This window comes from Nocardia lasii (assembly GCF_042658545.1).
GTDB lineage: Bacteria > Actinomycetota > Actinomycetes > Mycobacteriales > Mycobacteriaceae > Nocardia > Nocardia lasii.
The window spans coordinates 19,899-43,716 of sequence record NZ_JBHSQN010000013.1 but is presented as its reverse complement, the minus strand read 5'-3'; the positions used below and the strand labels follow the sequence as shown (position 1 = coordinate 43,716).

Here is a 23,818-nt window from a genome sequence, read left to right as displayed (position 1 = left end):
CCTCTCAGGGGGTGACGACGGGGAATCGGGGGTCGGGCGTCTCGATGAGGTCGATCAGCGTTGTCAGCAACGACGTCTGGCCCACCATCTCGACGCCGTCGAAGCCGTGCCCGCCCAGGCCCGCGAGCAACTCGGGTTCGGTGAGGGACAGGGTCAGGTCGGCGAGGCCGACGAAAGGCGCTGCCTCGGACCGGCCGCGATGGGTGAGCGCGCCGTTGGACATGGTCAGCCGCACGGTCGAGGCGGAGTCGAGCATGTTCAGGTCGATCACGAAGTTCGTTTCCGCCGCGCGCATCCCGTCGATGCGCACGGCGATCGAATCGATGATCATGTCGACGGTCAGGGCCGCCATCATCTGCGGATCGGTGGTGTCGAGGCTGACCGGGGTCGGACCGTCGCGCAGTTCGGCGGCGCCGACGAGGAAGAAGTTGCGCCAGGTGCCGTTCTCGCTGCCCTGGCCGAGGGTGTCGTAGACCTCGGCGAGGGCGTGGCGGGCGGCGGTGTTGTCCGGGTCGGCGAAGACGGCGTAGTTGAGCAGGGTGGCCGCGAACCGCGCATCTCCTCGGGCCGCGTAGTCACGCCCCTTGGCGATCAACGCGTCGACGCCGCCGTAGTCCGCGGCGAAACGCTCGGCCTTGGCGACCTCGGGGTGTTCCCACAGGTGCGCCGGGTTGCCGTCGAACCAGCCGAGATAGCGCTGGTAGACGGCTTTGACGTTGTGACTCAGCGAGCCGTAGTAGCCACGACCTGCCCACAGCCCGTCCAGGGCGGGCGGGAAGGTGAGTTCTTCGGCGATCTCGGTGCCGTTGCGGCCCTGGTTGATCAGGCGCAGGGTCTGATCGTGCAGGTAGGCGTACATGTCGCGTTGGCCGGCCAGCCAGGCGGTCCAGTGTTCGGCGCCCCAGGTGGGCCAGTGGTGCGAGGCGAAGGCGACGTCGGCCTTGTCGGCGAACATGCCGATCGCCTCGTCGAGGTAGCTCGACCAGATCCGCGCGTCGCGCACGACCGCGCCGCGCAGGGTCAGCACGTTGTGCATGGTGTGCGAGGCGTTCTCGGCCATGCACAGGGCGCGCCGCTCGGGGAACAGGAAGTTCATCTCGGCGGGCGCTTCGGTGCCGGGGGTGAGTTGGAAGACGACGCGCACACCGTCGATCACCTCCGTCTGGCCGGTGTGGGTGATGTCGACGGTCGGTGGGATGAGGGTGATCGTGCCGGTGGAGGTGGTCATGCCGAGACCACAGCCGATCTGCCCGTCGGGCGCCTTGGCCAGACCGGTGCCGTACATGAAGATCGCGCGGCGCGTCATCGCGTTGCCCGCGTACACGTTCTCGCTCACCGCGTGTTCGAGGAACCCCTCCGGGGCGAGGATCGGGACCTCGGGATGGCCTTCGGGGACCACACCGCGCGCGCCACCGAAGTGGTCGGCGTGGGAGTGGGTGTAGATCATGCCGGTGACCGGGCGGTCGCCGCGGTGCTCGCGATACAGCGCCAGCCTGGCCGCGGCCGTCTCGGCCGAGATCAGCGGGTCGATGATGATCACGCCGGTCTCGGCCTCGACGATCGTCATATTCGACAGGTCGAGATTTCGGACCTGATAGATGCCCTCGGTGACCTCGAACAAGCCCTGGATATCGCAGAGTTGGCCCTGTCGCCACAGGCTCGGATTCGCCGAGGGCGGGCACGGGCCGTCGAGGAAGTCGTAGGCGCGGATGTCCCACACCACCCGTCCGTCGGCGGCGGTGATCACCGGCGGGTTCAGTTCGGCGACCAGGCCGCGGCGCGCGTTCGCGAAATCGGTGCTGTCGTCGAAGTCCGGGTAGTCGCTCATGGTCCGCCCTGTGGTTGCCGGAGAGGTCACGGCCGACCCTACGAACCCCGGGCCCGATCGGATTCACCCTCAACGGGTGAAATCCTCAGTCGAGTTTGGTGGCGGTGATCTGGGTCAGCAGGCATTCCCAGCGGCCCGCGCGGTAGCGGAAGACGTCGGAGGTCCACTCGTCGGCGTCGAACCGGGCGCCGCCGAAGTGCGCGGTGTTGGTGATCCGCGTCGACAGCAGCGCGAGCTCGCCGTGGAATCGGACGCGCGGCTCACCCACCCGGACCATCGCCGAATGGGTGAGCTCGCCGGACCGGACGAACGCCAGGAAGCGCTCGGCGGTGGTGATCCCGTTCTCGGAGACCATGATCCATTCCTCGGCCATGAACGACCCGATCCGATCCGCGTCGTTGGCCACGATCGCCCCCTGCCACTCGTCGAGTACGCCGAGCAGTTCGTCGATCCGGTCGGTGCTGTGTGTTGTAGTCATCCCTCGACGCTAGAACCGGATCGGGGCGCGGTCTTGGACGATTGGAACGTGGCTCAGAGCTGGGCGGGAACCGGGCCGAGCATCTCGATGCCGTGCGCGTCGGCCAGGGCGAGCACCTCCTCCATCGTCGGCCGAGCCCCGGGCGCGCCGAGCACCGCCGCGGCACGGGTGAAGCCCTCCATCACCGCACCGGGGGTGTGCACGGCGAAAGCGACCGCGTCGGCGTCGGATTCGTTGCGCACGGTGTGCGGGGTGCCGCCGTCGAGCGGGACCACATCGCCGACGCCGGCGCGATGCCGGGTGACGCCGCCCTCGCCGCCGACGTAGAAGGTGAACTCACCTTCGAGGACGTAGTACACCTCGCTGGGGTCGTGGCGGTGCAGCACCGGGGGGCCGCCGCCGGGTGGCATCCGGATCTCCACCGCGAAGATCTGCCCGCTGGTCTGGGCGCAGGTGGTGAGCACGGTGATCTGATCGGTGCCGAGCTGCCAGCATTCGGCGTTCGTTCGATCGACAGGTAGCATGTCCATATTCCCCACGATAGACAGGAGTCCTGTCGATGTCAACGGATCGGCCCCTCACCGACGGCAGTCCGCGCCCCATGAACACCGCCGTGCTGCTGCGCGAGGCGTTCAACGTCCTCAACGCCGTCCCGCTCGCCCGCCTCGCCGCCGCGGGCCACGACGCCGTCCGCCCGGCGCACGGGGTGGTCTTCCAGCACCTCGACGACAGCGGAACCACCGTCAGCACGTTGGCCGAGCGCGCGCGGATGACCAAGCAGTCCATGGCCGAACTCGTGCTCTACCTGGAAAAACACGGATACGTGACGCGCGAACCCGACCCCGCCGACCGCCGCGCCAAACTCGTCGCGCCCACCGAGCGCGGCCGCGAGGTCATCACGATCGCCCAGTCGACCGTGCCCGCCATCGAGGACGCGCTCGACGAACTGTTCGGCGCCGACCACGCCGACCGACTCCGCGCCGATCTGCGCGCCATCATCGACACCGCGAACTCCCGGTTACCCGCTGTGCCGTAGGTCGAGCGGTATGTTGAGGCGATGGAAGGACTCCACGAGCACGTCCCGGATTTCGTGATCTCGGTGTTCCTACTGCTCGTGCGGGTGATCATCGCCGCCTCGTTCTTCACGAGCTCCCGCAACAAGTTCAAGAACATGCCGAAGTTCGCCACCGACAACGGCGTGCCGCTGCCGCTGGCCTACTTCCTGGCGACCGCGGAGCTACTCGGCGCCGTCGGCGTGATACTCGGCGTGCTCACCCCCCTGCCCGCGCTGGGCCTGATGCTGCTCATGATCTGCACCATGAGCATGCACATCCTCAAGTGGCACAGCCCGTACTGGGCGGCCTCGGGCGGCTGGGAGTACGACCTGATGCTGTTCACGCTGGCCGGGGTGCTCGTGCTCTTCGGCGCGGGCCAGATCTCGGTCGATCAGCTGCTCTGACCCGGCGCGGCTAGGCTCGGGGACATGCCAGGACCCGAGGCACTGCCCCCGCCGCGCAACGGCGTCGGGCTGGCGGCCCTGATCCTCGGGATCGTCGCCTGCGCGTGCTCGTTCATCCCGTTCATCAGCGAGTTCCTCGCCGCACCCTGCGCGGTCGCGGCGGTGGTCGCGGCGTTCGTCGGCTGGGACCGCATCGAACGCGGGGTGGCCACCAATCGCCTCGACACCCTCGTCGGCGGGATCCTCGGCGCGCTCGCGCTCGGCGTGATCGCGCTCGTCTATCTGGCGACCCACAGCGCGTGAAATGCGCTGGGGTGCATGCCGACTGCGAAGTCCGTAGCCTCGAAGCCGTGATTACTCTCAAAAAAGAAGACGGCGCGGCCGATCTCGCCGGCATCACCAAGATGAGCGTGGGGGTGAGTTGGGATCCGTCCGCGGGGGCCAGCGGCGGCATTCTCGGCATGGCGCGGCGCAAGCGCGGCGTCGACCTGGACCTGATCGCGATTCTGATGCAGGGCGGCGAGCCGGTGCGTTTCGCCGGGCTCGATTCGCTGAATCCCCTGGGCAACAATTCGGTTCTGCACAGCGGTGACGAGCAGACCGGCGCGGCCGAGGGCGACGACGAGACGGTGCACGTCACCTTCGCCGATGTGCCCGGCGGAATCGATTCGATCGTGTTCGTGGCGGCGGCGTTCAAGAAGGGGTCGTCGTTCGAGAAGGCCAACAATGTCTCGTTCAAGATCTACGACGCCACCGGCGGTGATACCCAGCCGGTCGCCGAGATCTGGCCGTCGCTGCTGGGCGCCGAGAACGCCAACGCGATCGCGCGGACCTTCCGCAACGGTCCGGTCTGGCAGCTCGAGGTGCTCGATCGCAAGGGCAAGATCAAGCAGGGTGATCGCCAGGCGCTGCTGCGTTTCGCGCTGGGCTGACCGGAATTCGGTAGTGCCCATTTGCGACATCGGCGAAGTTCGTCAAGTCCACGCGATTTCGGTGTTCTCTGAATAGTTGCTGCGCTACGGTTTCGCGCATGGACGACATCGAGTTGGATTTGCCGAGCGTCTCATCTGGGCACAACGCCGGCCGCATTCTGGAAATCGGCGCAGTGGGTCTGCGCAACCCCCTGCCCATCGAGGGCGAGCGCACCCACGCCTACGTGTGCTGCGTCGACGGAACCACCCTGCAACTCCCGGATTCGTTGCAGAGCTGGGCCATGCAGACCCTCGCCGCGAATTTCGACCTCCGCGCGACCGGCCTGCCCTCCCTGTTCCCCTGCTGCTTCGAATTCGGCATCCGCGACGGCGCCGCGTACGCCGTGCCGGTGACCGAGCGCTCCCGGCGCGCGAAGGCGAACGCATGACGACCTGACCAGGAGGTACATGGCCACCACATCGCAGGCACTCACCTACCGACCCGCAGGCGCGACCAGTCCCGCCGAGGACGCCTGGCCCACCGAGTTTCCCGGTTTCCGCCGGTTCGAGACCACGGTCGTGATCGGCCACGGCGAGCGGGCGTGGGCGGCCGCGACCGACGCCGTGCCGCGCTGGGGCATCAAGCGCCGCAGTGGGTTTCGCGTGTCTTCCGATGAGCCGGTCTCGCCGGGCGCCGAGTACCGGATCTGCGCGGGCCGGGGACCGCTGTCGGTGCACGAACCGGTTCGCGTGGTCGCGGTGGTCGACACCGAGAACCGGTGTGGTTTCGCCTACGGCACACTGCCCGGTCATCCGGTGTCCGGCGAGGAAACCTTTGTCGTGCACCGGGATTCGGACGGAACCGTGTCGCTGACGCTGCGGTCGTTGACGCGACCGGCGCCGAACGGACCGTGGCGGCTCACCTTTCCGATCCTGCTCGTGGCGCAGCGTTGCTACCGGCGGCGGTATCTGCGGGCGCTGGTGGATCAGGCGATCGGGGGCAGGTGAACGACCTGGCCCGCGTAGGCAAGGCCCGCGCCGAAACCGAGGAGTAGGGCGGTGTCGCCGGGTGCTGCCTGGCCGGAGCGCAGGAGCTGTTCCATGGCCATGGGGATGGAGGCGGCGCTGGTGTTGCCGGTGTCGATGATGTCGCGGGCGACGGCGACCGTGTCGGGCAGGTCGAGGGTGCGGATCAGGGCGTCGGTGATGCGAATGTTGGCCTGGTGCGGGATGAACGCGTCGAGGTCGGCGGCGGTGAGGCCGGCCTTGTCGAGGGCGTCGCGGCAGGCCTTCTCCAAAAACGTGACGGCCCAGCGGAAGACCTCGGTGCCGTTCATCCGGATGTAGGGGCGCTGGGTGGTGCCGCCGCTCGCCTCGGCCGCGGCGACCTCGGCGAAGTATTGCGCGAAGTCCTTGTCCTGCTTGATCGCCGAGGTGCGGGCACCGTCGGACCCCCACGCGACCGGGCCGATCCCCTCCTGCTCGGCGGCGCCGACGACCACCGCGCCCGCGCCGTCGGCGAAGATGAACGCGCAGGTGCGGTCGGTGGTGTCGAGCAGGTCCGAGAGCCGCTCCACCCCGATCACCAGCACGTGCCCGGCCTGGCCCGAACGCACCAGGTTCGCGGCGTCGGCCAGGGCGTAGCAGAAGCCCGCGCAGCCCGCGGAGATATCGAAGGCCGCGGTGTCGTGCATGCCGAGCTCGCTCGCCACCACCGCGCCCGCCGACGGGCCCAACACCATCTGCGACGAAGTGGCCAGCACCACCGCGTCCACCTGCGCCACACTCACCCCGGCCGCGGCCAACGCCTCGCGCGCGGCCGCGACACTCATCGACACGATGGTCTCGTCGGGCTGGGCCCAGTGCCGGTTGGCGATGCCGGAGCGGGTCTTGATCCACTCGTCGGAGGACTCGATGGCCTCGACGATCTCGGCGTTGGGCACGACACGGCGCGGGCGGTACACGCCGAGGCCGAGAATTCCGGCGTGGGCGACTGGAAGAGCGGTGGCGATGGGGGTGGGCATGACATCCTCTCCATATGAACCGATCGGTTCACGTGGGATCAGGTTTAACATGAACCGATCGGTACAATCAAGGGGTAGGAGGAGATCGGATGGCAGCCGGACCGCGCGCCCGACTCATCGAACACACCATCAGCACCGTCCAGGAGCACGGCGTGCACGCCGCCGCACTGAGTGAGCTGCTCAAGCGCAGCAACACCTCCCGGAACTCGCTGTATCAGCATTTCCCTTCCGGCAAAGGCGAATTGGTGCAGACGGCGGCGCGGATCGTGTCGCGGCTGGTGTACTCGCACGTGAGCGCCATGGCCGACGCGCTGCAAACCGCGCCCTCGGCACAGCAGTGGCTCACCGACCTGCTCGCGTTCTGGCGTATCCCCCTGGAGAAATCCGATTACGCGGCGGGCTCGTTCATGATGGCGGCCGCGCTCGACGAACTGGACCCGGCGGTGCAGTCCATCGCCGGTCAGGCGTTCGCCGAGTGGACCGCGCGGCTGGCCGACGGAATCGTCGCGGCCGGGATCGAGCGAAGTACCGCGGTGTCGCTGGCCGGGTTCCTGCTCACCACCATCGAGGGCACCATCGTGCACAGCCGGGCCCTGAAGTCACCACACCCGTTCGACCAGGCAGTGACTCAGCTGACCATCCTGTTCAACCTGCACCTGTCGCAGCGGTAGTCACGACATGCTTTGCGCGCCATCGAGTTCCGTGGACAGGGTGGCGATGATGTGGCGGCGCGCGGCCGCGCCCTCCGCGCTGGGGGTCAGCGGATACACGTGCACGAGGCCGGGTTCCTCGACGTAATCGAGGTCGACGCCCGCCGCGCGCGCTTTCGCCGCGAACAGCCGCGCGTCGGGGTTGAGGATGTCGTCGGTGCCGGTGAACAGGGTGATCGGGCCGAGGCCGTCGAACTCGCCGAACAGCGGGCTGACCAGGGGATCCTTCATGGGCAGGTCGCCGCTCCAGAGCCTGCCGAACACCAGACCGCCGTCGCGGCCGAGCCAGGGGTCGCGCGGCAGGACCGTGTCGATGTCCGGGTTCTCGAGGGTGAGGTCGAGGGCGGGCGAGATCGCGATGGTGCGCGGGACGGCGGGGTGGCCCTGGTCGCGCAGGTGCAGGGCGGTGGACAGGACGATCTGACCACCGGCGGAATCACCGGCCAGGAAGGTCGGGCCGTGGGCTTCGCGGCAGGCGAGGACCAGTTCGGCGATGCGCGGGATCACCTCGGCGGCGGTGCCGAAGGGGATCAGCGGGTAGATCGGCACCGTCACGGTGAGGTGTGCCTCGGCGGCGATGCGGGCCGCGAGTTGCCAATGGGTGGAAGCGATCTCGCCGACCCATCCCCCACCGTGCGCGTAGACCAGACCGCCGCGCGAGTGCCCGTCGGACGGGGTGAGCGTGTAGATCGGCCAGCCGCGCTCGTGCACCACCGACACCTCGACGCCGCGCAGGGTGCGCGGCGGGCCGTAGGGCAGCGGCCGCAGCGCGCGTTCGCGCACGTGGGCGGTGGCCCGTCGCGCGTCGACGTAGTTGCGGTTGCGCCGGGTGAGGCGGAGAATGCCCGGAATCACGAACCGACTCATCACACCGGACACGACGACCTCCACTCGACGGCGAGACGACGACCGGGCGCCGTCGGCCCCACGCTACCGGTCAGCCGAGGGCTTGCTCGGCGATCTCGGTGCGCAGGCTGGTGCCGTTGAGGTCGAGGAACAGCTCACCCTCGGTGACCGACAGACTGGCCGTATTGCGGCGATCGACCAGCGCCGCCGCCTCGTCGATGAACGCGCGATCGAAGCTGATCAGCGGGATCTGCGCGGCATTGTGGATCTTCTTGCCCGCGTACTGGGCGAGCACCTTGACGGGGTCGCGGTGGGTGTAGACCACCGCGCGACCGGCGAGCTTGCTGCCGCGATGAATACGGTCGGCGTCGGGAGCGCCCACTTCGATCCACGCGGTGGTGCGCCCGGTCATGTCCCGGACCTGCACCGCGGGCTCATCGGTGGCCGAGATCCCGCCCTCGCTGAACACGATCCCCTCCTCGTACTGCAGGCAGTACGCGAGAATGCGCGTGATCATGTACTCGAGCGTTTCCGACGGATGCCGAGCGACCCGCAATTCCAAATCCTCATAAACCCCCCGATCCACGTCGGCGAGTTGAAGGGCGAAGTTGTGCAGTGTCGCGCTGAGTGCCATAGGACATCCGAGCCTACCGGTCGACGCGCCCACGCCCCTCGCCACCAGCCTGTCGCTTCGTAATCAATTGATAGCCAAATGATTTGACTGCCTCGCCCGGGGTCCTCTACTGTCCTCGTGTGCCACGCACCCACTCAGCCGCGCTCGCTAGATGGACCAATCGACGGTGCGCCGCACTCGACAGCTTGGAAGCCGTCCACAGCGCTGTCACGGGTCGGCGCCGTGGACGCCAATACGCGACCGAACATTTGAACCTGGCCCTCTTCGTCAGTCTCGCGGCAGAATTCCAGGGCTACTGCCGTGATCTCCACGACGACGCGGCGAACGTTTTCGCGCTCAGTCTCGGTCCGACGACCGACCCTCGAATCACTTCCCTGCGGGCAACCCTCGTTCGCGGGCGGAAGCTCGATCAGGGCAACGCGCAGCCGAGCGCGCTCGGCGCGGACTTCCAACTCCTCGGCCTCCCACTGTGGTCAGCGGTGCATGCCGCCTACCCGTCGCGGGGAAAGGGCTGGAACGCGACCCTGACCAGCTTGAACAGTGCACGCAACGCCATCGCGCATCGCAATGATGCCCAACTCGCCGTAGTGAAGGCAGCACAACCGCTCGACCTGGCCACCTTCAAACGATGGCGCCGGTCGCTGGACGGTGCTGCCGCTGGATTCGACAAAGTGACCGGGGCATACTTGACAGAAGTAGCAAGCACCGGCTGGCACAGATAGGAGGTGGGACCGATGGCGAAGGCGAAGAACACCGAGGTGAAGCCGGGAGATCCGGTACGAGTCCGATGGAGCCTCTATGTGATGGATGCCGTGGTGACCAGCGTTTCGGGCGACAACGTCCACGTCACGTTCTCCGTTGAGGGCTCCGACGAGCCGGTTGACGGCTTGTACCGCAAGAGCGAGCTACTCGCCGCCTGAGCCAGTCGACGACGAATTGTCGAGCAACTCTCGCGGTGCGGCCTGGGACCAGGAATCGGTGACAATCGCCTCCAGTTCCTCGCGGTCGTCGAGGGCGGCCAGGCGGACGCGCACCCACGCGTTGGCCGCCTCGTGCGGGGCGATCCAGAACTTGTTCGGCTCGGCCAGGACCAACTCGTCGCGTTCGATGATCGGGCAGCGGACCGCCATCGAGGTCTCCTGCTCGGGCAGGGTGAGGAACAGTTTGCCCGCGACCTTGAAAATCGGCATGCCCCAGGCGAATTGCTCCGTCACCTGCGCCAGGCTCAGGACATAGCTGCGGACGTCATCCCCGGTGACCACCATGTCCGACATCCTGACAGAGGCCACCGACAGGAACCGATCAGCCGGCCGCCGCGACCGCCCTGCGGGTGCGGGCGGCCAGGATGCGGCGGCCGATGATGCCGTGGTGGGGGGCGAACAGGTAGACCAGGGTGAAGGCGACGCCCTGGGTGACCACGACCATGCCGCCCGCGGCGGTGTCGAGGTGGTAGCTGATGTAGAGGCCGGTCACCGCGCACAGCACCGACACCGTGGGCGCGATGACGAGCATCCGCGAGAACCGGTTGGTGAGCAGGTAGGCGGTGGCCCCGGGGATGATCAGCATCGCCACCACCAGCACCACGCCGACCGCTTGTAGCGCGACCACCGAGGTCAACGCCAGCAGGCCGAGCAGGGCGATGCCGAGCGCGCGGGGGTTGAGGCCGATGGCGTGGGCGTGGGTGGGGTCGAAGGCGTAGAGGGTGAAGTCGCGGCGTTTGAGGACCAGCGCGATCAGCACGATGGCGGCCAGGATCATGATCTGGACCATCTCGCCCCGGCTCACACCGAGCAGATTGCCGAAAACGATGTGGTTGAGGTCGGTTTGGCTGGGCGTGACCGAGACCAGCACGAGGCCGAAGGCGAACAGCGTGGTGAACACGATGCCGATCGCGGCGTCCTCTTTCACGCGACTGGTGTCGCGCACCACCCCGATCAACGCCACCGCCAGGAACCCGAAGATCACCGCGCCGACCGCGAACGGCCACCCGATGATGTAGGCCAGCACCACCCCGGGCAGCACCGCGTGCGAGACCGCGTCGCCCATCAGCGACCAGCCGATCAGCACCAACCAGCACGACAGCACCGCGCACACCACCGCCGCGGTCACGGTGGTGGCCAGCGCCCGCACCATGAACTCGTAGCGCAGCGGGTCGATGAAGAATTCCTCGAGGCTCATCGGTCCTGCTCCACATCGAGTCCGAAGGCCTTGGCCAGATTCTCCGGGCGCAACACCACCGCCGGGTCGCCGTGTTCGAGGACGCGGCGGTTCAACAGGACCGCCTCGTCGGCCAGCGCGGGCAGTGCGTGCAGGTCGTGGGTCGACACCAGGATGGTGGCGCCGTCGGCGGCGAGTTCGCGCAGCAGCGCGGTGATGGTCGCCTCCGAGCGCTTGTCCACCCCGGCGAAGGGTTCGTCGAGCAGCAGGATCGTCGCCTCCTGCGCGATGCCGCGAGCCACGAACGTGCGCTTCTTCTGCCCGCCGGAGAGCTGTCCGATCTGGCGGTCGGCGAGGTCGGTGAGATCGACCCTGGCCAGGGCCGCGTCGACGGCGGCGCGGTCGGCCTTGCTCGCGCGACGGGTGAACCCCATTTTCCCGTAGCGTCCGGTCATCACCACGTCACGCACCGACAGCGGGAAACTCCAGTCCACGTCCTCGGACTGCGGCACGTAACCGAGGCTGCCCGCCTTGCGCGCGGCGGCCGGCGGGCGACCGTTGATCAGCACCCGGCCGCGATCGGGCGTGACCAGCCCCATCACCGTCTTGAACAGCGTGGACTTGCCCGAGCCGTTCATCCCGATGAGCCCGCACACCCGACCCGATTTCAGGGTCAGTTCGACCTTGTCGAGGGCGAGCACGTCACCGTAATGGACTGTCACGTCCTGGATTTCGACCACGGGCGCGGTCACTTGGCGGTCCCGGCGAGTGCGGTGGCGATGGTGTTCGCGTCGTGGCGGATCAGGTCGAGGTAGGTGGGCACGGGGCCGTCGGCTTCGGAGAGCGAGTCGACGTAGAGGACACCGCCGAAACGCGCGCCGGACGCCTCGACCACGCGCTGCATCGGGGCGTCGGACACGGTCGATTCGCAGAACACGGCGGGCACGCGGCGCTGGCGGACGAAGTCGATGGTCGAGCCGATCTGCTGCGGGGTGGCCTGCTGTTCGGCGTTGACCGGCCAGATGTACTTCTCGGTCAGCCCGGCGTCGCGCGCGAGGTAGGAGAACGCGCCCTCGCAGGTGACCAGGGCCCGCTGGTCGGCGGGCAGGGTGCGCACCGCGGCGACCAGGTCGTCGTGGACGGCGCCGATCTGGGTCTTGTAGGCCGCACCGTTGGCGCGATACGCCTCGGCGTGGTCGGGGTCGAGGTCGCTGAACGCGCGCACCATGTTGTCGACGTAGATCTGAGCGTTGACCGGCGACATCCACGCGTGCGGGTTGGGCTTGCCGCGGTAGGCGTCCTCGCTGATGTCCATCGTCGCCACACCCTCGGTGACCACCGCGTGCGGCACGTCCAGATCGGCGACGAACTGGTTGAACCACGCCTCGAGGTTGAGGCCGTTGTCCAGGATCAGGTCGGCCTTGGCGGCCTTCTTGATATCGCCCGGCGTCGGCTCGTAGCCGTGGATCTCCGCGCCGACCTTGGTGATCGACTCGACCCGCAGGTGCTCGCCGGCGACATTGCGGGCCATGTCGGCCAGCACGGTGAAGGTGGTGAGCACGACCTTGCGGTCGTCGTCGTCGGAGGAGGTGATCCCGCCGCACGCCGTGAGCGCGATCGCCAGGACACTGAGAAAACACGCCGTGACGATCCGCCGTCGAGCAGGCGAACGGGGAAAACCAACCTTCATCCGCAAAGTATATTGTTCGGCGACCCGAACTTTCAAGTTCTAGGCCGGGAAACAGGGGCGGTGACGGCTCAGGATGCCCAGGGCGGGGTGAAGGTGGACCCATCGGGCAGTTCCGCGGCGAAGCCGACACCGACGGTGACGAGCAGGACCGCGGGCGCGGGGGTGGTGTTGGCGATCGCGATCATCGAGTTCGCGGGCGCGACGGCGGCATCGCCCGGTGTCAGCGGCGCGGATTCGCCGTCGATCGTGATGGTCACCTCGCCGGTGAGCAGCACGAACGCCTCCTCGCCCAGGATGCGATGGGCGACGCCGACCGAATCGGGGGCGATCTCGGTCTGCCAGACGCACAGTTCGGCACTGCCGGTGCCGGGGCGGATCATGGACGTGAAGCGCGCGTTGTGGATCTCGTGCACCTGCGCGTCGACGGAACGGACTACCGGCATGCGAACCTCCATATAGTCAATTAACTTGTCTATATGGTCAAGTAAATTGACCATCCTGTCAAGTGCCACAATGGCTGTCGTGCCCGACAACGCCGACCTGCCCCTCCTGCTGCTCAGCGCGGCGGCCGAGGTGAGTCGGGCCGCGCAGGCCGGGGTCGAGGCGGCGGGGTTCACCGATATCCGGCCCACCCACGGTTTCGCCTTCGTGCGCATGACGCCCGACGGGGCCACGGTCGGCGAGATCGCCGAACATCTCGAGGTCACCAAACAGGCGGCCAGTCAGCTCGTCGACGAGCTCGTCACCAAGGGCTACGCCGAGCGCAATCCGCACCCACGCGACGCGCGCGCCCGCCTGATCACCCTCACCGAGCGCGGCTGGGCGGCCACCCGCGCCGCCGATGCCGCGCTGGCCGAGTTCACCCGCGGCTGGTCGGACACTCTCGGCGCGAACACGCTCGCGCAGGTCAACCGGGCCTTGGCGCGCGTAGTGAGTCCGGGTCGAGTCCGACCGAGTAGATGATCCGTAACCAATCGACGCGTACCGACGATTTCATAACGGGTATTCGTTAATCCGAACGGCGAGATTTTCAAAACCTGCGCGGCATCGCGGAGCGCGGCATACTCTCGAATTCGAGCGGTGACGCGCCACCGCGACACCCGGACTCCCCGGTCCGGGGCAGGCACTCGTCACGCCACCGTTGGAAGATCCCGGAGGATCAATGTCAGTTCTAGCCCCAGCCATCGACACCGTGACCCGGCACAAGTACGAGCGACTGCAGTACACCGGCTCGGCCGGGATCGTCGCCTCGCTCGAGGACGCGCGCCTGGTCGACCGATGGCGCGCCGACTACCCCGGGTGGGACGGCGAGCACTGGGCGTTCGACGCGGGCACCTCGAGCCCCGGACGCCTGCGTCCGATCAATGTCGCCGCCCGCGCCAACTGATCAGGCGGCCCCCGCGGCGGCCGGTCGGTCGATGATCCGCGGGAACGGGCTCGCGGCCTCCAACTGGTAGGCCAGGTCGAGCAGGGTTCGCTCGTCGCCGCGGCGACCAGCGAACTGGATCGAGCCGGGCAGACCCGAGGGCAGCAGCCCGTGCGGCAACGAAATGCCCGGCGCCCCACCGACATTGTTGAGCGGGGTGAAGCCCGCGTAGTCGGCGAGCTTGGTGAACAGATCCGCGAACGGCTGATCCGGTGCCAGTTCGCCCAGGCGCGGGGCCGGGTGCGCGAGCACCGGCGTGAGCAGCACGTCGACCCCGGCGAAATGCTTGTCGTAGGCCGCCGCCGCGGCGGTCCGCAGGCGCCACGCCGAGCCCACCGCGCCGAGCGGATGGCGCTTGACCAGCCCGATCAGACCCTGGGTGAACGGCTCGAGCTTGCCCGCGTCGAAGTGCGCGCGCTGCCCGAGGCGGAACGACAGCGTCATCGCCGCGGCCATGAACGCCCAGTACTGCTTGAAGTCGTCGATGAAGCGCGGATCCACGTCCAGCCGCGTCTCGACGATCTCGTGCCCGAGTCCGCCCATGACCTTCGCGGCCGAGGCCAGCACCGCGGCGTTGTCCTCGTGCACCGGGCGGCCGAGGATGTCGGCGGTGATCAGCCCGATCCGCAGTCGCCGCGCGCTCGGCCCTTCGACCAAACCGACCGGTTCGAGCGTGCGATGCGCGCCGAACTGTTCGACGCCGGCCAGGTAGTGCGCGGTATCGCGCACCGAGCGCGTGAGCACGCCCTCCGAGAGCAGGTTCACCGGCAGTGCGCGCGCGCCCGGCTGGTCGAGCAGTCGATTGCGGGTGGATTTCAGGCCGACCAGCCCGGTGGCCGCGGCCGGGATCCTGATCGATCCGCCGCCGTCGTTGGCGTGTGCGATCGGCACCACGCCCGCCGCCACCAGCGCGGCCGACCCGCCCGAGGACGCGCCCGCCGAGTGCGCCGGATTCCACGGATTGCGGGTCGGCGCGCGGTAGGTGAACTCGGTGCTGGCGGTGAGCCCGAACTCCGGCAGCGTCGATTTCCCGAGCACCACCACGCCCGAATGCAGGAACTGCGCGCCGGGACCGCCGGTGGCCTTGGCCGGGTGCGGGGTGAACGCGGCCGAGCCGTGGCAGCTGGGCAGTCCGGCGATATCGGTGTTGTCCTTGACGAAGGCGGGCACGCCCGCGAACACGCCCGTGGTCGCCGGCGCCGAGGTGGCCCGCTCGAAACAGGTCATCCGCACGGCGTCGAGCTGGGGGTCGATCCGTCGGGTCCGCTCGATCGCGGCCTCGATGACCTCCGATCGGCTCACCTCGCCCGCCCGCAGTGCCGCGGCCACCCCGACCGCGTCGAGGGTTCCGAGGGCATCGTCGGTGAATCCGTGTACGGCAGAGCTCATAGCCGCAGCGTAAGCGAGTGCGGGGCCGTTCGCAGCGGTAATGAAGTTTTCCAGGTCACATGTCCAGTTGCGACCCGCGCGAACCGCCCGACGGTCCGCGCGGGCCCGGTGGACTACTTCGCGGGCGGGGTGAAGGGCTGGTTGATCGTGGCGAAGTACTGGATCGCCGCACCGGCGGCCACCGGCGCGGTCACCAGGATCTGACCGGCCAGCGTGCCGAGCGCGCCCACCGCGAGGATGCCGCCGAGACAGCCGAGCGCGGCGGCGGGGATGAACGGACCGAACAGGCCGACGATGGTGGCCGCGGCGACGGTGGCACCGGCCAGCCCGCCCAGCACACAACCCACCGTGGCGCCGCCGAGTCCGCCGACCAGGGTGCCGATGCCGGCGCCGAGGCTGATGGTGCTGGTCATGCGCGACCAGGCGGCCTGCTCACGCTCGTACTCGGTCTTCCACGGCGCCTGGTTCTCGAACGGCAGCGCGACCGGCTGGTAGACGGCCTTGTCCATGCTCAGCTCGGGGGTGAGAGTCGCTGTGCGGCCGTCGATTCGGGCCGTGATCGGGAACTGGAACTCGTCGATGGTGAACGTCAGCGGGGTCGCGGCGACGAGCGTGCCCGCGCTGTCGCGAACCTCGAGCGCGCCGTCGGCCACCGCCAGCGACCCGTGCTCGATGTCGATGATCGAGGCCGTCTCGGTGGCCCGCGCGGTGAAGGCGACGGGCTGGTCCGCGGGCTGCGCGTGCGCCACCCCGGCGGTGAGCGACACCGCCGCCAGCGAGAGCGCTACGGGGGCAACGAATTTCCTCAGAAACATGGGTGATTCCTCATCAGATCGTCGTCGAGCGAGCGCTCGACTTCCGAAACACTATCGAAAATGGTTATCATTTGCATATCGCTCTAGTTCGGAGGTCACATGGGACATCTGTTGATGGTGGAAAGCTGGGTCGGCTCGATGAGCACCCTGCTGCCGACGGCAATCACGAACGGCGGGCACCGATTCAGCTTCCTGACCAGGGATCTCGGGCACTACCTGCGCGCCTCGGCCCCCACCCCGCACCCGCTGTTGCGCGCGGACAACGTGTTCACCGCTGAGACCAACGACGAAGCCGCGCTGCTGTCGCAGGTACGAAAACTGCACGAGCTCTTCGCTTTCGACGGCGTGCTCACCTCGTGTGACTACTACCTGCCCACGGTCGCCGCACTCGCCGCCGCGCTCGAACTGCCCGGTCCGGGGCGCGCCGCGGTGGCCGACGCCTGCGCCAAGCACCGGACCCGCGAGGTCTGCCGGGCGGCCGGGGTGGCGGGGCCGAACTTCGCCGTCGCCGACACTCTCGACGAACTGCTCGGTGCCGCAGTCGAACTCGGCTATCCCCTGGTGGTGAAGCCGGTCGACCTGTGCGGCGGGATGTTCGTCTGCCGGGTCGAGGACGACGCCCAGTTGCGCGCGGCCGTCGAGCGGATCACCGGCTTCCCGGTCAACGCGCGGGGGCAACAGCGCTCGCCGCGCATCCTGGTCGAGGAATGCGTGGACGGGCCGGAATTCAGCGTGGAGACGGTGACCGTGGCCGGACGGACCACGGTGATCGGGGTGACCGACAAGCGGATCACCGGTGCGCCCGCGTTCATCGAGGCCGGACACATGTTCCCGGCCGCGCTGTCGACTGACGACGCGAACGCGGTCGCCCAGGTCGCGGTGGCGGCGATCGGCGCGCTCGGACTCGATGCCACCGTCGCGCACACCGAGGTCAAACTCGGCGCGCGCGGTCCCCGGTTGATCGAGGTGAATCCGCGCCCGGCGGGCAATCGGATCACCGAATTGGTCCGGCGCGTCACCGGAATCGACCTCACCGCGGTCCATGTCGAGGCGGTGACCGGCGGATCCCCCGACCTCACCGCGCGTCCCACCGGTATCGCGAGCGCGGCGATCGCCTTCGCGGTGCCCGATCGCAGCGGGGTGCTGGCCCGGGTGGACGGGGCGGACTGGGTCGGCGACGACCGGATCGTGGAAACGAAGCTCCCCTCCCCTGGCACCGCCGTGCGGCCCGCGACCGACAACAACACCTATCTCGGGCACGTCATGGTCACCGACGAAACCGGTTTCGCCGCAGGCGATCTCGCCCAGTCGCTGATCGCGGACCTGCGCTTCGAACTGGAACCCGCATGATCGAGTCCCCCGCTTCGGTCGCCGAACTGACCGCGTGGGCCCGCGCCGGCCGCCTCGGCCCCGAACCGGGCACGCTGCGCGCATCGACGGCGTTTCTCACCACCTACGGCACCCGCCACCCCGGTCGCCATCGGCACTACCGCAACGAGGTGCTCAGCGTCCGGGTCGGCGCGGCCGTCGGCTCGTGCGGTCTCGAACCCCACACCGGGACAGCCGATCTCATCGACCACTGCGTCGACGCGACCGTGGCCGAACTGCTCGAACATCCGGTCGCCGCGGTCCGCGTGGCCGCACTCGACGCCTACCTCATGCAGGTGCGGCCGCATCCGCACGCGGGTGGGCGAGCAGGCCGACAGGTGGTGATCGACGGGCCGACCTCGTTGACCAAGTCGCGACGCCGGGCGAGCACGGTCGTCGACCTGTTGCCCGCCGAGGTGTCGCGCGTGCTGGTGGTGGGGGTGGTCGGTTCGCTGCTGGCCGAGTTGCGGGCGCGCGCCATCGCCTACCTGCCGTGCGATCTCGCGGGCGGGGTCACCGAGTGGGGCGAGCCGGTCTACGAAGCGGTCGAGCAGGCGCCGACGGACTACGACGCGCTGCTGGTCACCGGAATGTCGCTGGGCAACGAGACTTTCGACGAGTTCCGATCCGTCGCGACCCGGCGCAGGCTGCCGCTGGTCGCGTTCGCGCAGACGGGCAGCGCGGTGCTGCCGTGGTTCCTCGGCGCGGGGGTGCACGCGGTCTCGGCCGAGCCCTACCCGTTCTTCTCCCTCGACGGCGGTCCGAGCACCGTGGTCACCTATCGAGAGCTGTCATGAGCCCCGCACAACCCGCCCTGCTGAGTTTGATCGGACGCACGCCCACCGTGGACATCGCGACCCAAAACAGCTGGTACACCGCGAAACTCGAGTCCGCGAGCGTCGCCGGGATGAAGGCGAGGGCGGCGGTGTCGATGCTGGGCGCCGCGACGAGCAGGGGCGAACTCGCACCCGGCGCGACGATTATCGAATCCACCAGCGGCACACTCGGTCTGGGCCTGGCGCTGGCCGCGAAAGCCCTCGGCCACCCCCTGGTGCTCGTGGTCGACGACGAACTCGAACCCGACCTGCGGTCACTGTTCGCGGCCTATGACGTCGGCCTGGAGGTGGTCACCGCACCGCATCCGAGCGGCGGCTGGCAGCAGGCCAGACTGGATCGACTGGCCGAACTCCGTGCCGCGCAACCCGATTCGTATTGGCCCGACCAGTACGACAACCCCGACAACGCGGGCGGCTACCGGGCGATGGGCGAGGAGATTCTCGACCAGGTCGACACCGTCGACGTGCTGGTCGCCGCCATCGGTTCCGGTGGTCACTGCGCGGGCCTGACCCGCGTATTGCGCACCCGCTGGCCGCGACTGCGGGTGATCGGCGTCGACGCGGTCGGCTCCCGGATCTTCGGCCAACCCGACCGGCGCCGGCTGATGCGCGGGCTGGGCAGCAGCATCCTGCCGCGCAATGTGGCCTACGCCGATTTCGACGAGGTGCACTGGGTGGGCCCGGTCGAGACGGTCGCCTCGTGTCGGCGGCTGGCGGCGACGACCGGGCTGGCCGGTGGGTGGAGTACCGGCGCGGCGGGGCTCGTCGCGGGCTGGGTGGCCGAACGCGAACCCGAATCCCGGGTCCTGACGGTGTTCCCCGACGGACCGCACCGCTACCTGCGCACCATCTACGACGACGACTGGTGTCGCGCCAACGACCTGCTCGCCGCGCGAGTGAGCGAACCCACCGAGATCGCCGACCCCGGCAGCGCCGAAGTGCACGGCTGGGGCCGATGCTCGGTCGTGCGCGACCCCCTCGCCGAGGTGAGCGCGTGAGCGGGCCCGCCACCTTCCGCGCGCTTCCGGGCGCGGTCCGGCTGCTGCTGGTGAATCACCTGGTCGGACATATCGGCTTCTACCTGCTGGTGCCGTTCCTGGCCGACTACCTGCTCGACGATCTCGCGCTGTCGGCGGCGGTGGTCGGCGTGGTGCTCGGGGTGCGCAATCTCAGTCAGCAGGGTCTGTTCCTGGTCGGCGGGATGGCGGCCGACCGGATCGGCGCGCGCGGGGTGATCACCGTCGGACTCGCGATCCGGGCGCTCGGCTTCGGCCTGTTCGCCGTCGGCGGGTCGCTGCCGGTGGTGTTGGCCGCGGCGGTGCTGACCGGTTTCGCCGGCGCGCTGTTCAACCCGGCGGTGCGCGCGTTCATCGCCCGCGACAGCGGGGACCACTCGGCGCGCGCGTTCGCGCTGTTCAACGTGTTCGGCAATGCCGGTGCGGCCATCGGTCCCGTGGTGGGCACGGTGCTGATCGTGGCCGGGTTCCGCATCTCGGCGGTGGTGGCGGCGGCGATCTTCGCGGTGCTCGCGGTGGCGCAGTGGCTGCTGCTGCCCGCGCGGGCGGTGCCCACCCATGCCGGGGGACTCGGCGCGGACTTCGTGACGGTGTTCACCGACCGCCGGTTCGTGGCGTTCGCCCTGGCGCTGATGCCGATGTTCGCCCTACAGAGCCAGATCTATTTCCTGTTCACGCTGCAAGCGCAGGACAGCGCGGGTCCGGGGCACGGGGCCGGTGCGGTGGCGGCGCTGTTCGTGGTGGAGACGATCGCGGTGGTGGTGCTCCAGGTGCGGGTCACGGCGATTCTGGGCCGACGGGCGGAGCGCGGGCCCGCGATGGCGCTCGGGATGGCGCTCATGGGGGTGGCCTTTCTGCTGCCGCCGCTCGCGGCACGGCTCGTGTCCCACTCGGGGAACGGACTGTCCGGCACGGTGATTCGGGTGGCACCCGTGGTCGCGGCCGCCGTGGTGCTCGGCGTGGGCGTGATGGCGGTTCAGCCGTTCGTCAACGAGGCCATCGGCCGCTTCGCCGGACACCGTCTGACCGGAACGTATTTCGGCGCGTTCTATCTCGCGGCCGGGGTGTTCACGGTGCTCGCCACCTCCCTCACCGGCGCGGTACTCGATCGCACCGGCGGGCCGATGAGCTGGCCCCCGGCGCTGCTGTGTGCCGGGGCCGGCCTGCTGTCAGCGGTCGCGATCCTGCGGTTGCACCGGCGAAAGCTGTTGCCCTCAGCGGAAGGCCACGTGCGAGCCGATCCGGTGACGGCACCGGCACCGGCCTGCCCGAGCGGCGGCGCGGTCCCCACAATGTCGAAAGCCGGTGACCGGCAAGATGACTGAACACATGGCGCCGGTCATCGGGATCGGTCGCGCCTACGGGAGCTGCGGGGAACTTCTCCAGGGCGTCACCGCGCGAGACCGACACTTCCTGGTCACCCTGCCCATTCGACGTGGCACGGTGGCGGTCTTCGAGCCCAGCGAGGGCCCGACAACTGTTGTGCCGCACAGTAAATCGAAGGCGCGTCAATTGGCGACCGCGATGGTCGTCCGGTCACGGACACTGCGCGGTGGACGGCTCACCCTGCACAGCGAGTTGCCCGAGGGCAAAGGGTTGGCCAGTTCCACCGCCGACCTCGTCGCGACCGCCCGCGCGGTCGCCGATGCCGAGGGCCGCACCGTATCGGTCCGTGAACTCGAATCGGACCTGCGCGCGATCGAGCCCTCCGACGGGATCATGTACCCCGGCAGCGTCGCCTACTTCCATCGCGAATGCCGGTTGCTCGCCCGGCTCGGCACCCTGCCCGCGCTCACGATCGTCACCGGCGACGAGGGCGGCGCGATCGACACCGTCGAATTCAACCGGGCAGAACCAGCTTTCAGCGCCGCCGACAAACGCGAGTACGACCGGCTGCTCACCGAACTCGGCGCCGCGTTCGCGCGCGGTGACCTGGCCGGGATCGGCGCGGTCGCCACCCGCAGCGCGGTCGCGAGCGCGCTGGTGCGGGAGCGGCGGCACCTGGACGCGACCATCCGCGCGGCGCGGGCGATCGAGGCGGTCGGGGTCGTCGTCGCGCACAGCGGCACCACCACCGCCGTCCTGCTCGACGACCGGCACCCGCGCCTGCGCGAGCAAGTGGTGGCCGCGCGGGAGATCTGCGCCGACTTCGCCTGTTCGGTGGCGGTGCACCACTCCTGGCGGCCCGGCACGGCCGCCGACCAGCGGGTCGGCGCCGCCGAGCACGCACACCCCTCGACCCTTCCCCGAACAGAGAGCACCCCGCGATGATCACCGTCGAGCAGATCCGCTTCGCCTATGACGGCCGAATCACCCTCTCCGACATCAGTTTCCGGGCCGAACCCGGCAGTACCGTCGGGCTGATCGGACCGAACGGGTCGGGCAAGTCGACCCTGCTGCGGCTGATGTACCGGGCCCTGCGCCCGGCGGCCGGGTCCGTGGTCGTCGACTCGATACCGGTGCAGCGGTTGCGGGGGCGCGAGCTCGCCGGTCGCCTCGCCGTGGTGGCCCAGGAGGCGCCGCCGGACACCCCGGTCACGGTGGCCGAGACCGTCCTGCTCGGCCGCTCGCCGTGGGTCGGCGCCTTCCAGGGTTACTCGCGGGCCGACCGGATCGCCGCGGCCGCCGCCCTCGACCGGGTGGGGGCCCGCGCGCTGGCCGAGCGCCGCTTCGCCACCCTGTCCGGCGGGGAACGCCAGCGCGTCCTCATCGCCAGAGCCCTGGCCCAGCAGGCCGACCACCTGCTGCTCGACGAACCGACCAACCACCTCGACATCCGCTACCAGCACGAACTGCTCACCCTCGTCCGAGGCTTGCGCACCACCACCACGATCGTGGTCCTGCACGAACTGAACCTGGCCGCCCGCTACTGCGACCACCTGGTCCTGCTCGACCAGGGCCGCGTCGCCGCCGCGGGCCCGGTCACCGAGGTCCTCACCCCCCGAATCCTCGAACCCGTCTACAAGATCCAGGTCCACCGAGCCACCGCCTTCGGCGCGATCCAACTCCTCTTCGGCCCGACCCCCGACACCGATCCACCACCCGGGCCCGACCAGACCATCGACGACGCGGACTCGCACTCGACCGACGCACGAGAGGCGGCCGCCCGATGACTGCCACCCTGACGATCGAACCGATCGTCGACGACCTCGACCATGCCCGCCACCGGCTCCGCACCCTGCTGCTCACCGGCGGTCTCGGCGTCGCGCTGCTGATCACCCTGTTGATCGCGGCCGGGTCGGGCCCGGTCGCCGTACCGCCGGGGACGGTGGCCCGGATCATCGGGCACCACACCGTCGGTCACCCGGTGGCCGTCGACTGGACGTCCGCGCAGGATTCCATCGTCTGGCTGGTTCGGGTGCCGCGCGTACTGCTCGGTGCGCTCGTGGGTGCCGCGCTGGCGATCACCGGCGCGGTGTTGCAGACCATCGTGCGCAATGTGCTCGCCGACCCGCACATTCTCGGCGTCACCTCCGGGGCCTCGACCGGGGCCGCGGTGTATCTGCTGTTCGGGATCACCGCCGCCACGACCACCACGGCGCTCACCGCGAGTGCGTTCCTCGGCGCGCTGGCCGCCACGGCACTGCTGTTCACGATCTCGCGGATGAACGGGCAGCTCACCTCGCTGCGGTTGCTGCTGGGCGGGGTCACCATCGGCTACATCTTCTCGGCGGCGACCAGTTTCCTGATCTTCGCCTCCGACCAGGCCGAGGGCGCGCGGACCGTGCTGTTCTGGCTGCTCGGGTCCCTGGCGCCGGCCAACTGGACCTCGGTGGCGACCACCGTCACCGTCGTGACCGCCACCCTGATCGCGGTGCTGCTGCTGGCCCCGCGCCTGGACGCGCTCGCCGCCGGGGACGACACCGCGCGCACCCTCGGCGTCGCGCCCAACCGGATCCGGCTGCTGGCCCTGATCGTCGTGGCGCTCGCGGTGGGCGCGGTGGTGGCCGTGGCGGGCGCGATCGGCTTCGTCGGCCTGATCGTGCCGCACGTGGCCCGGTTGTGCACCGGCGGCACGCACCGTCAGGTGGTGGTGATCAGTGCCCTGCTCGGGGCGCTGTTCCTGGTCATCGCCGATGTCGCCGCCCGCACCGTGTTCGCGCCGCGCGAGTTGCCGCTGGGCATCGTCACCGCCGCCGTCGGCGCGCCCCTGCTCCTGATCCTGATCCGCCGCCTGCGCGCCACCGGCCCAGCCTGATTTTCCGCACAACCGCTCCACCAACGATGAGGA

31 protein-coding genes are annotated in these 23,818 nt (G+C 69.3%); 18 read left to right on the top strand and 13 right to left on the bottom strand.

Annotated elements, in window-relative coordinates; genetic code table 11:
* Window positions 1–4 precede the first annotated feature (4 nt).
* The 3 genes from ACFP3H_RS18580 to ACFP3H_RS18570 form a co-directional block, all read right to left on the bottom strand.
* Entirely contained in the window at window positions 5–1,828 is a 1,824-nt protein-coding gene (locus ACFP3H_RS18580; RefSeq protein ID WP_378607742.1) for an alkyl/aryl-sulfatase, read from the bottom strand.
* Window positions 1,829–1,913: 85 nt separating this feature from the next.
* A complete protein-coding gene (locus ACFP3H_RS18575) occupies window positions 1,914–2,306 on the bottom strand; it encodes a nuclear transport factor 2 family protein (protein ID WP_378607740.1) in 393 nt (130 codons plus the stop codon).
* 53 nt (window positions 2,307–2,359) lie between these two features.
* The gene (locus tag ACFP3H_RS18570; protein ID WP_378607738.1) at window positions 2,360–2,836 is read right to left on the bottom strand and encodes a cupin domain-containing protein; all 477 of its coding nucleotides are present in this window, start codon (window positions 2,834–2,836) and stop codon (window positions 2,360–2,362) included.
* Window positions 2,837–2,865: 29 nt separating this feature from the next.
* On the opposite strand from ACFP3H_RS18570, the gene ACFP3H_RS18565 reads away from it, so the two are divergent.
* The 6 genes from ACFP3H_RS18565 (at window position 2,866) to ACFP3H_RS18540 (ending at window position 5,684) form a co-directional block, all read left to right on the top strand.
* Window positions 2,866–3,342 (top strand): MarR family winged helix-turn-helix transcriptional regulator, encoded by a 477-nt coding sequence (locus tag ACFP3H_RS18565; RefSeq protein WP_378607736.1) that lies wholly within the window; start codon window positions 2,866–2,868, stop codon window positions 3,340–3,342.
* Between the two features lie 21 nt (window positions 3,343–3,363).
* A complete protein-coding gene (locus tag ACFP3H_RS18560) occupies window positions 3,364–3,765 on the top strand; it encodes a DoxX family protein (protein ID WP_378607734.1) in 402 nt (133 codons plus the stop codon).
* 24 nt (window positions 3,766–3,789) lie between these two features.
* Complete coding sequence (locus ACFP3H_RS18555; protein WP_378607732.1) at window positions 3,790–4,068, top strand: hypothetical protein; 279 nt, start codon at window positions 3,790–3,792, stop codon at window positions 4,066–4,068.
* Between the two features lie 47 nt (window positions 4,069–4,115).
* On the top strand, window positions 4,116–4,697 hold the full coding sequence (locus ACFP3H_RS18550) for a TerD family protein (RefSeq protein ID WP_378607730.1): 582 nt from the start codon (window positions 4,116–4,118) through the stop codon (window positions 4,695–4,697).
* Between the two features lie 98 nt (window positions 4,698–4,795).
* Window positions 4,796–5,125 carry a hypothetical protein gene (locus ACFP3H_RS18545; protein WP_378607728.1) on the top strand — a complete coding sequence of 110 codons (330 nt, stop codon included), beginning with the start codon at window positions 4,796–4,798 and terminating at the stop codon, window positions 5,123–5,125.
* Window positions 5,126–5,144: 19 nt separating this feature from the next.
* On the top strand, window positions 5,145–5,684 hold the full coding sequence (locus ACFP3H_RS18540; RefSeq protein ID WP_378607726.1) for a DUF1990 family protein: 540 nt from the start codon (window positions 5,145–5,147) through the stop codon (window positions 5,682–5,684).
* On the opposite strand, the gene ACFP3H_RS18535 is transcribed toward ACFP3H_RS18540, so the two are convergent.
* Window positions 5,663–6,700, bottom strand: coding sequence for a beta-ketoacyl-ACP synthase 3 (locus ACFP3H_RS18535; RefSeq protein ID WP_378607724.1), 1,038 nt, complete (start codon window positions 6,698–6,700; stop codon window positions 5,663–5,665). The two genes, ACFP3H_RS18540 and ACFP3H_RS18535, sit on opposite strands and share 22 nt — an antisense overlap.
* Before the next feature lie 89 nt (window positions 6,701–6,789).
* Between ACFP3H_RS18535 and ACFP3H_RS18530 the strand changes: the two genes are divergently transcribed.
* On the top strand, window positions 6,790–7,371 hold the full coding sequence (locus ACFP3H_RS18530; protein ID WP_378607722.1) for a TetR/AcrR family transcriptional regulator: 582 nt from the start codon (window positions 6,790–6,792) through the stop codon (window positions 7,369–7,371).
* On the opposite strand, the gene ACFP3H_RS18525 is transcribed toward ACFP3H_RS18530, so the two are convergent.
* Together ACFP3H_RS18525 and ACFP3H_RS18520 are read right to left on the bottom strand one after the other, a co-directional pair.
* A complete protein-coding gene (locus tag ACFP3H_RS18525; protein WP_378607720.1) occupies window positions 7,372–8,277 on the bottom strand; it encodes an alpha/beta hydrolase fold domain-containing protein in 906 nt (301 codons plus the stop codon).
* Window positions 8,278–8,347: 70 nt separating this feature from the next.
* Window positions 8,348–8,890 (bottom strand): YaeQ family protein, encoded by a 543-nt coding sequence (locus ACFP3H_RS18520; protein ID WP_378607718.1) that lies wholly within the window; start codon window positions 8,888–8,890, stop codon window positions 8,348–8,350.
* Window positions 8,891–9,075: 185 nt separating this feature from the next.
* Between ACFP3H_RS18520 and ACFP3H_RS18515 the strand changes: the two genes are divergently transcribed.
* Window positions 9,076–9,612, top strand: coding sequence for a hypothetical protein (locus ACFP3H_RS18515; RefSeq protein ID WP_378607717.1), 537 nt, complete (start codon window positions 9,076–9,078; stop codon window positions 9,610–9,612).
* A 12-nt stretch (window positions 9,613–9,624) separates the two neighbouring features.
* The gene (locus ACFP3H_RS18510; RefSeq protein WP_378607715.1) at window positions 9,625–9,810 is read left to right on the top strand and encodes a hypothetical protein; all 186 of its coding nucleotides are present in this window, start codon (window positions 9,625–9,627) and stop codon (window positions 9,808–9,810) included.
* Here ACFP3H_RS18510 and ACFP3H_RS18505 read toward each other — a convergent pair.
* The 5 genes from ACFP3H_RS18505 to ACFP3H_RS18485 form a co-directional block, all read right to left on the bottom strand.
* A complete protein-coding gene (locus tag ACFP3H_RS18505; protein WP_378607713.1) occupies window positions 9,796–10,155 on the bottom strand; it encodes an MmcQ/YjbR family DNA-binding protein in 360 nt (119 codons plus the stop codon). The two genes, ACFP3H_RS18510 and ACFP3H_RS18505, sit on opposite strands and share 15 nt — an antisense overlap.
* 37 nt (window positions 10,156–10,192) lie before the next feature.
* Window positions 10,193–11,068, bottom strand: a complete 876-nt coding sequence (locus tag ACFP3H_RS18500) for a metal ABC transporter permease (protein ID WP_378607711.1) — start codon at window positions 11,066–11,068, stop codon at window positions 10,193–10,195.
* On the bottom strand, window positions 11,065–11,799 hold the full coding sequence (locus ACFP3H_RS18495; RefSeq protein WP_378607709.1) for a metal ABC transporter ATP-binding protein: 735 nt from the start codon (window positions 11,797–11,799) through the stop codon (window positions 11,065–11,067). Before ACFP3H_RS18495 ends, ACFP3H_RS18500 begins: the two co-directional genes overlap by 4 nt.
* The gene (locus ACFP3H_RS18490; RefSeq protein ID WP_378607707.1) at window positions 11,796–12,737 is read right to left on the bottom strand and encodes a metal ABC transporter substrate-binding protein; all 942 of its coding nucleotides are present in this window, start codon (window positions 12,735–12,737) and stop codon (window positions 11,796–11,798) included. The genes ACFP3H_RS18495 and ACFP3H_RS18490 overlap by 4 nt, the downstream gene beginning before the upstream one ends.
* A 68-nt stretch (window positions 12,738–12,805) precedes the next feature.
* Entirely contained in the window at window positions 12,806–13,180 is a 375-nt protein-coding gene (locus tag ACFP3H_RS18485; protein ID WP_378607706.1) for a cupin domain-containing protein, read from the bottom strand.
* Window positions 13,181–13,259: 79 nt separating this feature from the next.
* On the opposite strand from ACFP3H_RS18485, the gene ACFP3H_RS18480 reads away from it, so the two are divergent.
* Entirely contained in the window at window positions 13,260–13,700 is a 441-nt protein-coding gene (locus ACFP3H_RS18480; RefSeq protein ID WP_378607704.1) for a MarR family winged helix-turn-helix transcriptional regulator, read from the top strand.
* 199 nt (window positions 13,701–13,899) lie between these two features.
* A complete protein-coding gene (locus tag ACFP3H_RS18475) occupies window positions 13,900–14,124 on the top strand; it encodes a hypothetical protein (RefSeq protein WP_378607702.1) in 225 nt (74 codons plus the stop codon).
* Here ACFP3H_RS18475 and ACFP3H_RS18470 read toward each other — a convergent pair whose 3' ends face one another.
* Both ACFP3H_RS18470 and ACFP3H_RS18465 read right to left on the bottom strand, forming a co-directional pair.
* Complete coding sequence (locus ACFP3H_RS18470; protein WP_378607700.1) at window positions 14,125–15,552, bottom strand: amidase; 1,428 nt, start codon at window positions 15,550–15,552, stop codon at window positions 14,125–14,127.
* 113 nt (window positions 15,553–15,665) lie between these two features.
* Complete coding sequence (locus ACFP3H_RS18465) at window positions 15,666–16,367, bottom strand: DUF8020 domain-containing protein (protein WP_378607698.1); 702 nt, start codon at window positions 16,365–16,367, stop codon at window positions 15,666–15,668.
* Window positions 16,368–16,466: 99 nt separating this feature from the next.
* Here ACFP3H_RS18465 and ACFP3H_RS18460 point away from each other — a divergent pair, with 99 nt between their 5' ends.
* From ACFP3H_RS18460 to ACFP3H_RS18430, 7 genes are read left to right on the top strand one after another with little or no spacing between them, the layout of a single operon-like run.
* Window positions 16,467–17,717: an ATP-grasp domain-containing protein gene (locus ACFP3H_RS18460; RefSeq protein ID WP_378607696.1), complete on the top strand. Its 1,251-nt coding sequence runs from the start codon at window positions 16,467–16,469 to the stop codon at window positions 17,715–17,717.
* On the top strand, window positions 17,714–18,532 hold the full coding sequence (locus tag ACFP3H_RS18455) for a hypothetical protein (protein WP_378607694.1): 819 nt from the start codon (window positions 17,714–17,716) through the stop codon (window positions 18,530–18,532). Before ACFP3H_RS18460 ends, ACFP3H_RS18455 begins: the two co-directional genes overlap by 4 nt.
* Window positions 18,529–19,569: a pyridoxal-phosphate dependent enzyme gene (locus tag ACFP3H_RS18450; RefSeq protein WP_378607692.1), complete on the top strand. Its 1,041-nt coding sequence runs from the start codon at window positions 18,529–18,531 to the stop codon at window positions 19,567–19,569. The genes ACFP3H_RS18455 and ACFP3H_RS18450 overlap by 4 nt, the downstream gene beginning before the upstream one ends.
* Window positions 19,566–20,912, top strand: a complete 1,347-nt coding sequence (locus tag ACFP3H_RS18445) for an MFS transporter (RefSeq protein WP_378607690.1) — start codon at window positions 19,566–19,568, stop codon at window positions 20,910–20,912. The genes ACFP3H_RS18450 and ACFP3H_RS18445 overlap by 4 nt, the downstream gene beginning before the upstream one ends.
* Window positions 20,905–21,858, top strand: coding sequence for a GHMP family kinase ATP-binding protein (locus ACFP3H_RS18440; RefSeq protein ID WP_378607688.1), 954 nt, complete (start codon window positions 20,905–20,907; stop codon window positions 21,856–21,858). The genes ACFP3H_RS18445 and ACFP3H_RS18440 overlap by 8 nt, the downstream gene beginning before the upstream one ends.
* Window positions 21,855–22,700: an ABC transporter ATP-binding protein gene (locus ACFP3H_RS18435; RefSeq protein ID WP_378607686.1), complete on the top strand. Its 846-nt coding sequence runs from the start codon at window positions 21,855–21,857 to the stop codon at window positions 22,698–22,700. The genes ACFP3H_RS18440 and ACFP3H_RS18435 overlap by 4 nt, the downstream gene beginning before the upstream one ends.
* On the top strand, window positions 22,697–23,785 hold the full coding sequence (locus ACFP3H_RS18430; protein ID WP_378607684.1) for a FecCD family ABC transporter permease: 1,089 nt from the start codon (window positions 22,697–22,699) through the stop codon (window positions 23,783–23,785). The genes ACFP3H_RS18435 and ACFP3H_RS18430 overlap by 4 nt, the downstream gene beginning before the upstream one ends.
* The last annotated feature ends 33 nt before the right edge of the window (window positions 23,786–23,818 follow it).

Coding starts and splice junctions, on each gene's coding strand:
- ACFP3H_RS18580 (WP_378607742.1), bottom strand. CDS start 1,828: ATGAGCGACTACCCGGACTTCGACGACAGCACCGATTTCGCGAACGCG.
- ACFP3H_RS18575 (WP_378607740.1), bottom strand. CDS start 2,306: ATGACTACAACACACAGCACCGACCGGATCGACGAACTGCTCGGCGTA.
- ACFP3H_RS18570 (WP_378607738.1), bottom strand. CDS start 2,836: ATGGACATGCTACCTGTCGATCGAACGAACGCCGAATGCTGGCAGCTC.
- ACFP3H_RS18565 (WP_378607736.1), top strand. CDS start 2,866: ATGTCAACGGATCGGCCCCTCACCGACGGCAGTCCGCGCCCCATGAAC.
- ACFP3H_RS18560 (WP_378607734.1), top strand. CDS start 3,364: ATGGAAGGACTCCACGAGCACGTCCCGGATTTCGTGATCTCGGTGTTC.
- ACFP3H_RS18555 (WP_378607732.1), top strand. CDS start 3,790: ATGCCAGGACCCGAGGCACTGCCCCCGCCGCGCAACGGCGTCGGGCTG.
- ACFP3H_RS18545 (WP_378607728.1), top strand. CDS start 4,796: ATGGACGACATCGAGTTGGATTTGCCGAGCGTCTCATCTGGGCACAAC.
- ACFP3H_RS18540 (WP_378607726.1), top strand. CDS start 5,145: ATGGCCACCACATCGCAGGCACTCACCTACCGACCCGCAGGCGCGACC.
- ACFP3H_RS18535 (WP_378607724.1), bottom strand. CDS start 6,700: ATGCCCACCCCCATCGCCACCGCTCTTCCAGTCGCCCACGCCGGAATT.
- ACFP3H_RS18530 (WP_378607722.1), top strand. CDS start 6,790: ATGGCAGCCGGACCGCGCGCCCGACTCATCGAACACACCATCAGCACC.
- ACFP3H_RS18525 (WP_378607720.1), bottom strand. CDS start 8,277: ATGAGTCGGTTCGTGATTCCGGGCATTCTCCGCCTCACCCGGCGCAAC.
- ACFP3H_RS18520 (WP_378607718.1), bottom strand. CDS start 8,890: ATGGCACTCAGCGCGACACTGCACAACTTCGCCCTTCAACTCGCCGAC.
- ACFP3H_RS18510 (WP_378607715.1), top strand. CDS start 9,625: ATGGCGAAGGCGAAGAACACCGAGGTGAAGCCGGGAGATCCGGTACGA.
- ACFP3H_RS18505 (WP_378607713.1), bottom strand. CDS start 10,155: ATGGTGGTCACCGGGGATGACGTCCGCAGCTATGTCCTGAGCCTGGCG.
- ACFP3H_RS18500 (WP_378607711.1), bottom strand. CDS start 11,068: ATGAGCCTCGAGGAATTCTTCATCGACCCGCTGCGCTACGAGTTCATG.
- ACFP3H_RS18490 (WP_378607707.1), bottom strand. CDS start 12,737: ATGAAGGTTGGTTTTCCCCGTTCGCCTGCTCGACGGCGGATCGTCACG.
- ACFP3H_RS18485 (WP_378607706.1), bottom strand. CDS start 13,180: ATGCCGGTAGTCCGTTCCGTCGACGCGCAGGTGCACGAGATCCACAAC.
- ACFP3H_RS18475 (WP_378607702.1), top strand. CDS start 13,900: ATGTCAGTTCTAGCCCCAGCCATCGACACCGTGACCCGGCACAAGTAC.
- ACFP3H_RS18470 (WP_378607700.1), bottom strand. CDS start 15,552: ATGAGCTCTGCCGTACACGGATTCACCGACGATGCCCTCGGAACCCTC.
- ACFP3H_RS18465 (WP_378607698.1), bottom strand. CDS start 16,367: ATGTTTCTGAGGAAATTCGTTGCCCCCGTAGCGCTCTCGCTGGCGGCG.
- ACFP3H_RS18460 (WP_378607696.1), top strand. CDS start 16,467: ATGGGACATCTGTTGATGGTGGAAAGCTGGGTCGGCTCGATGAGCACC.
- ACFP3H_RS18455 (WP_378607694.1), top strand. CDS start 17,714: ATGATCGAGTCCCCCGCTTCGGTCGCCGAACTGACCGCGTGGGCCCGC.
- ACFP3H_RS18450 (WP_378607692.1), top strand. CDS start 18,529: ATGAGCCCCGCACAACCCGCCCTGCTGAGTTTGATCGGACGCACGCCC.
- ACFP3H_RS18440 (WP_378607688.1), top strand. CDS start 20,905: ATGACTGAACACATGGCGCCGGTCATCGGGATCGGTCGCGCCTACGGG.
- ACFP3H_RS18435 (WP_378607686.1), top strand. CDS start 21,855: ATGATCACCGTCGAGCAGATCCGCTTCGCCTATGACGGCCGAATCACC.
- ACFP3H_RS18430 (WP_378607684.1), top strand. CDS start 22,697: ATGACTGCCACCCTGACGATCGAACCGATCGTCGACGACCTCGACCAT.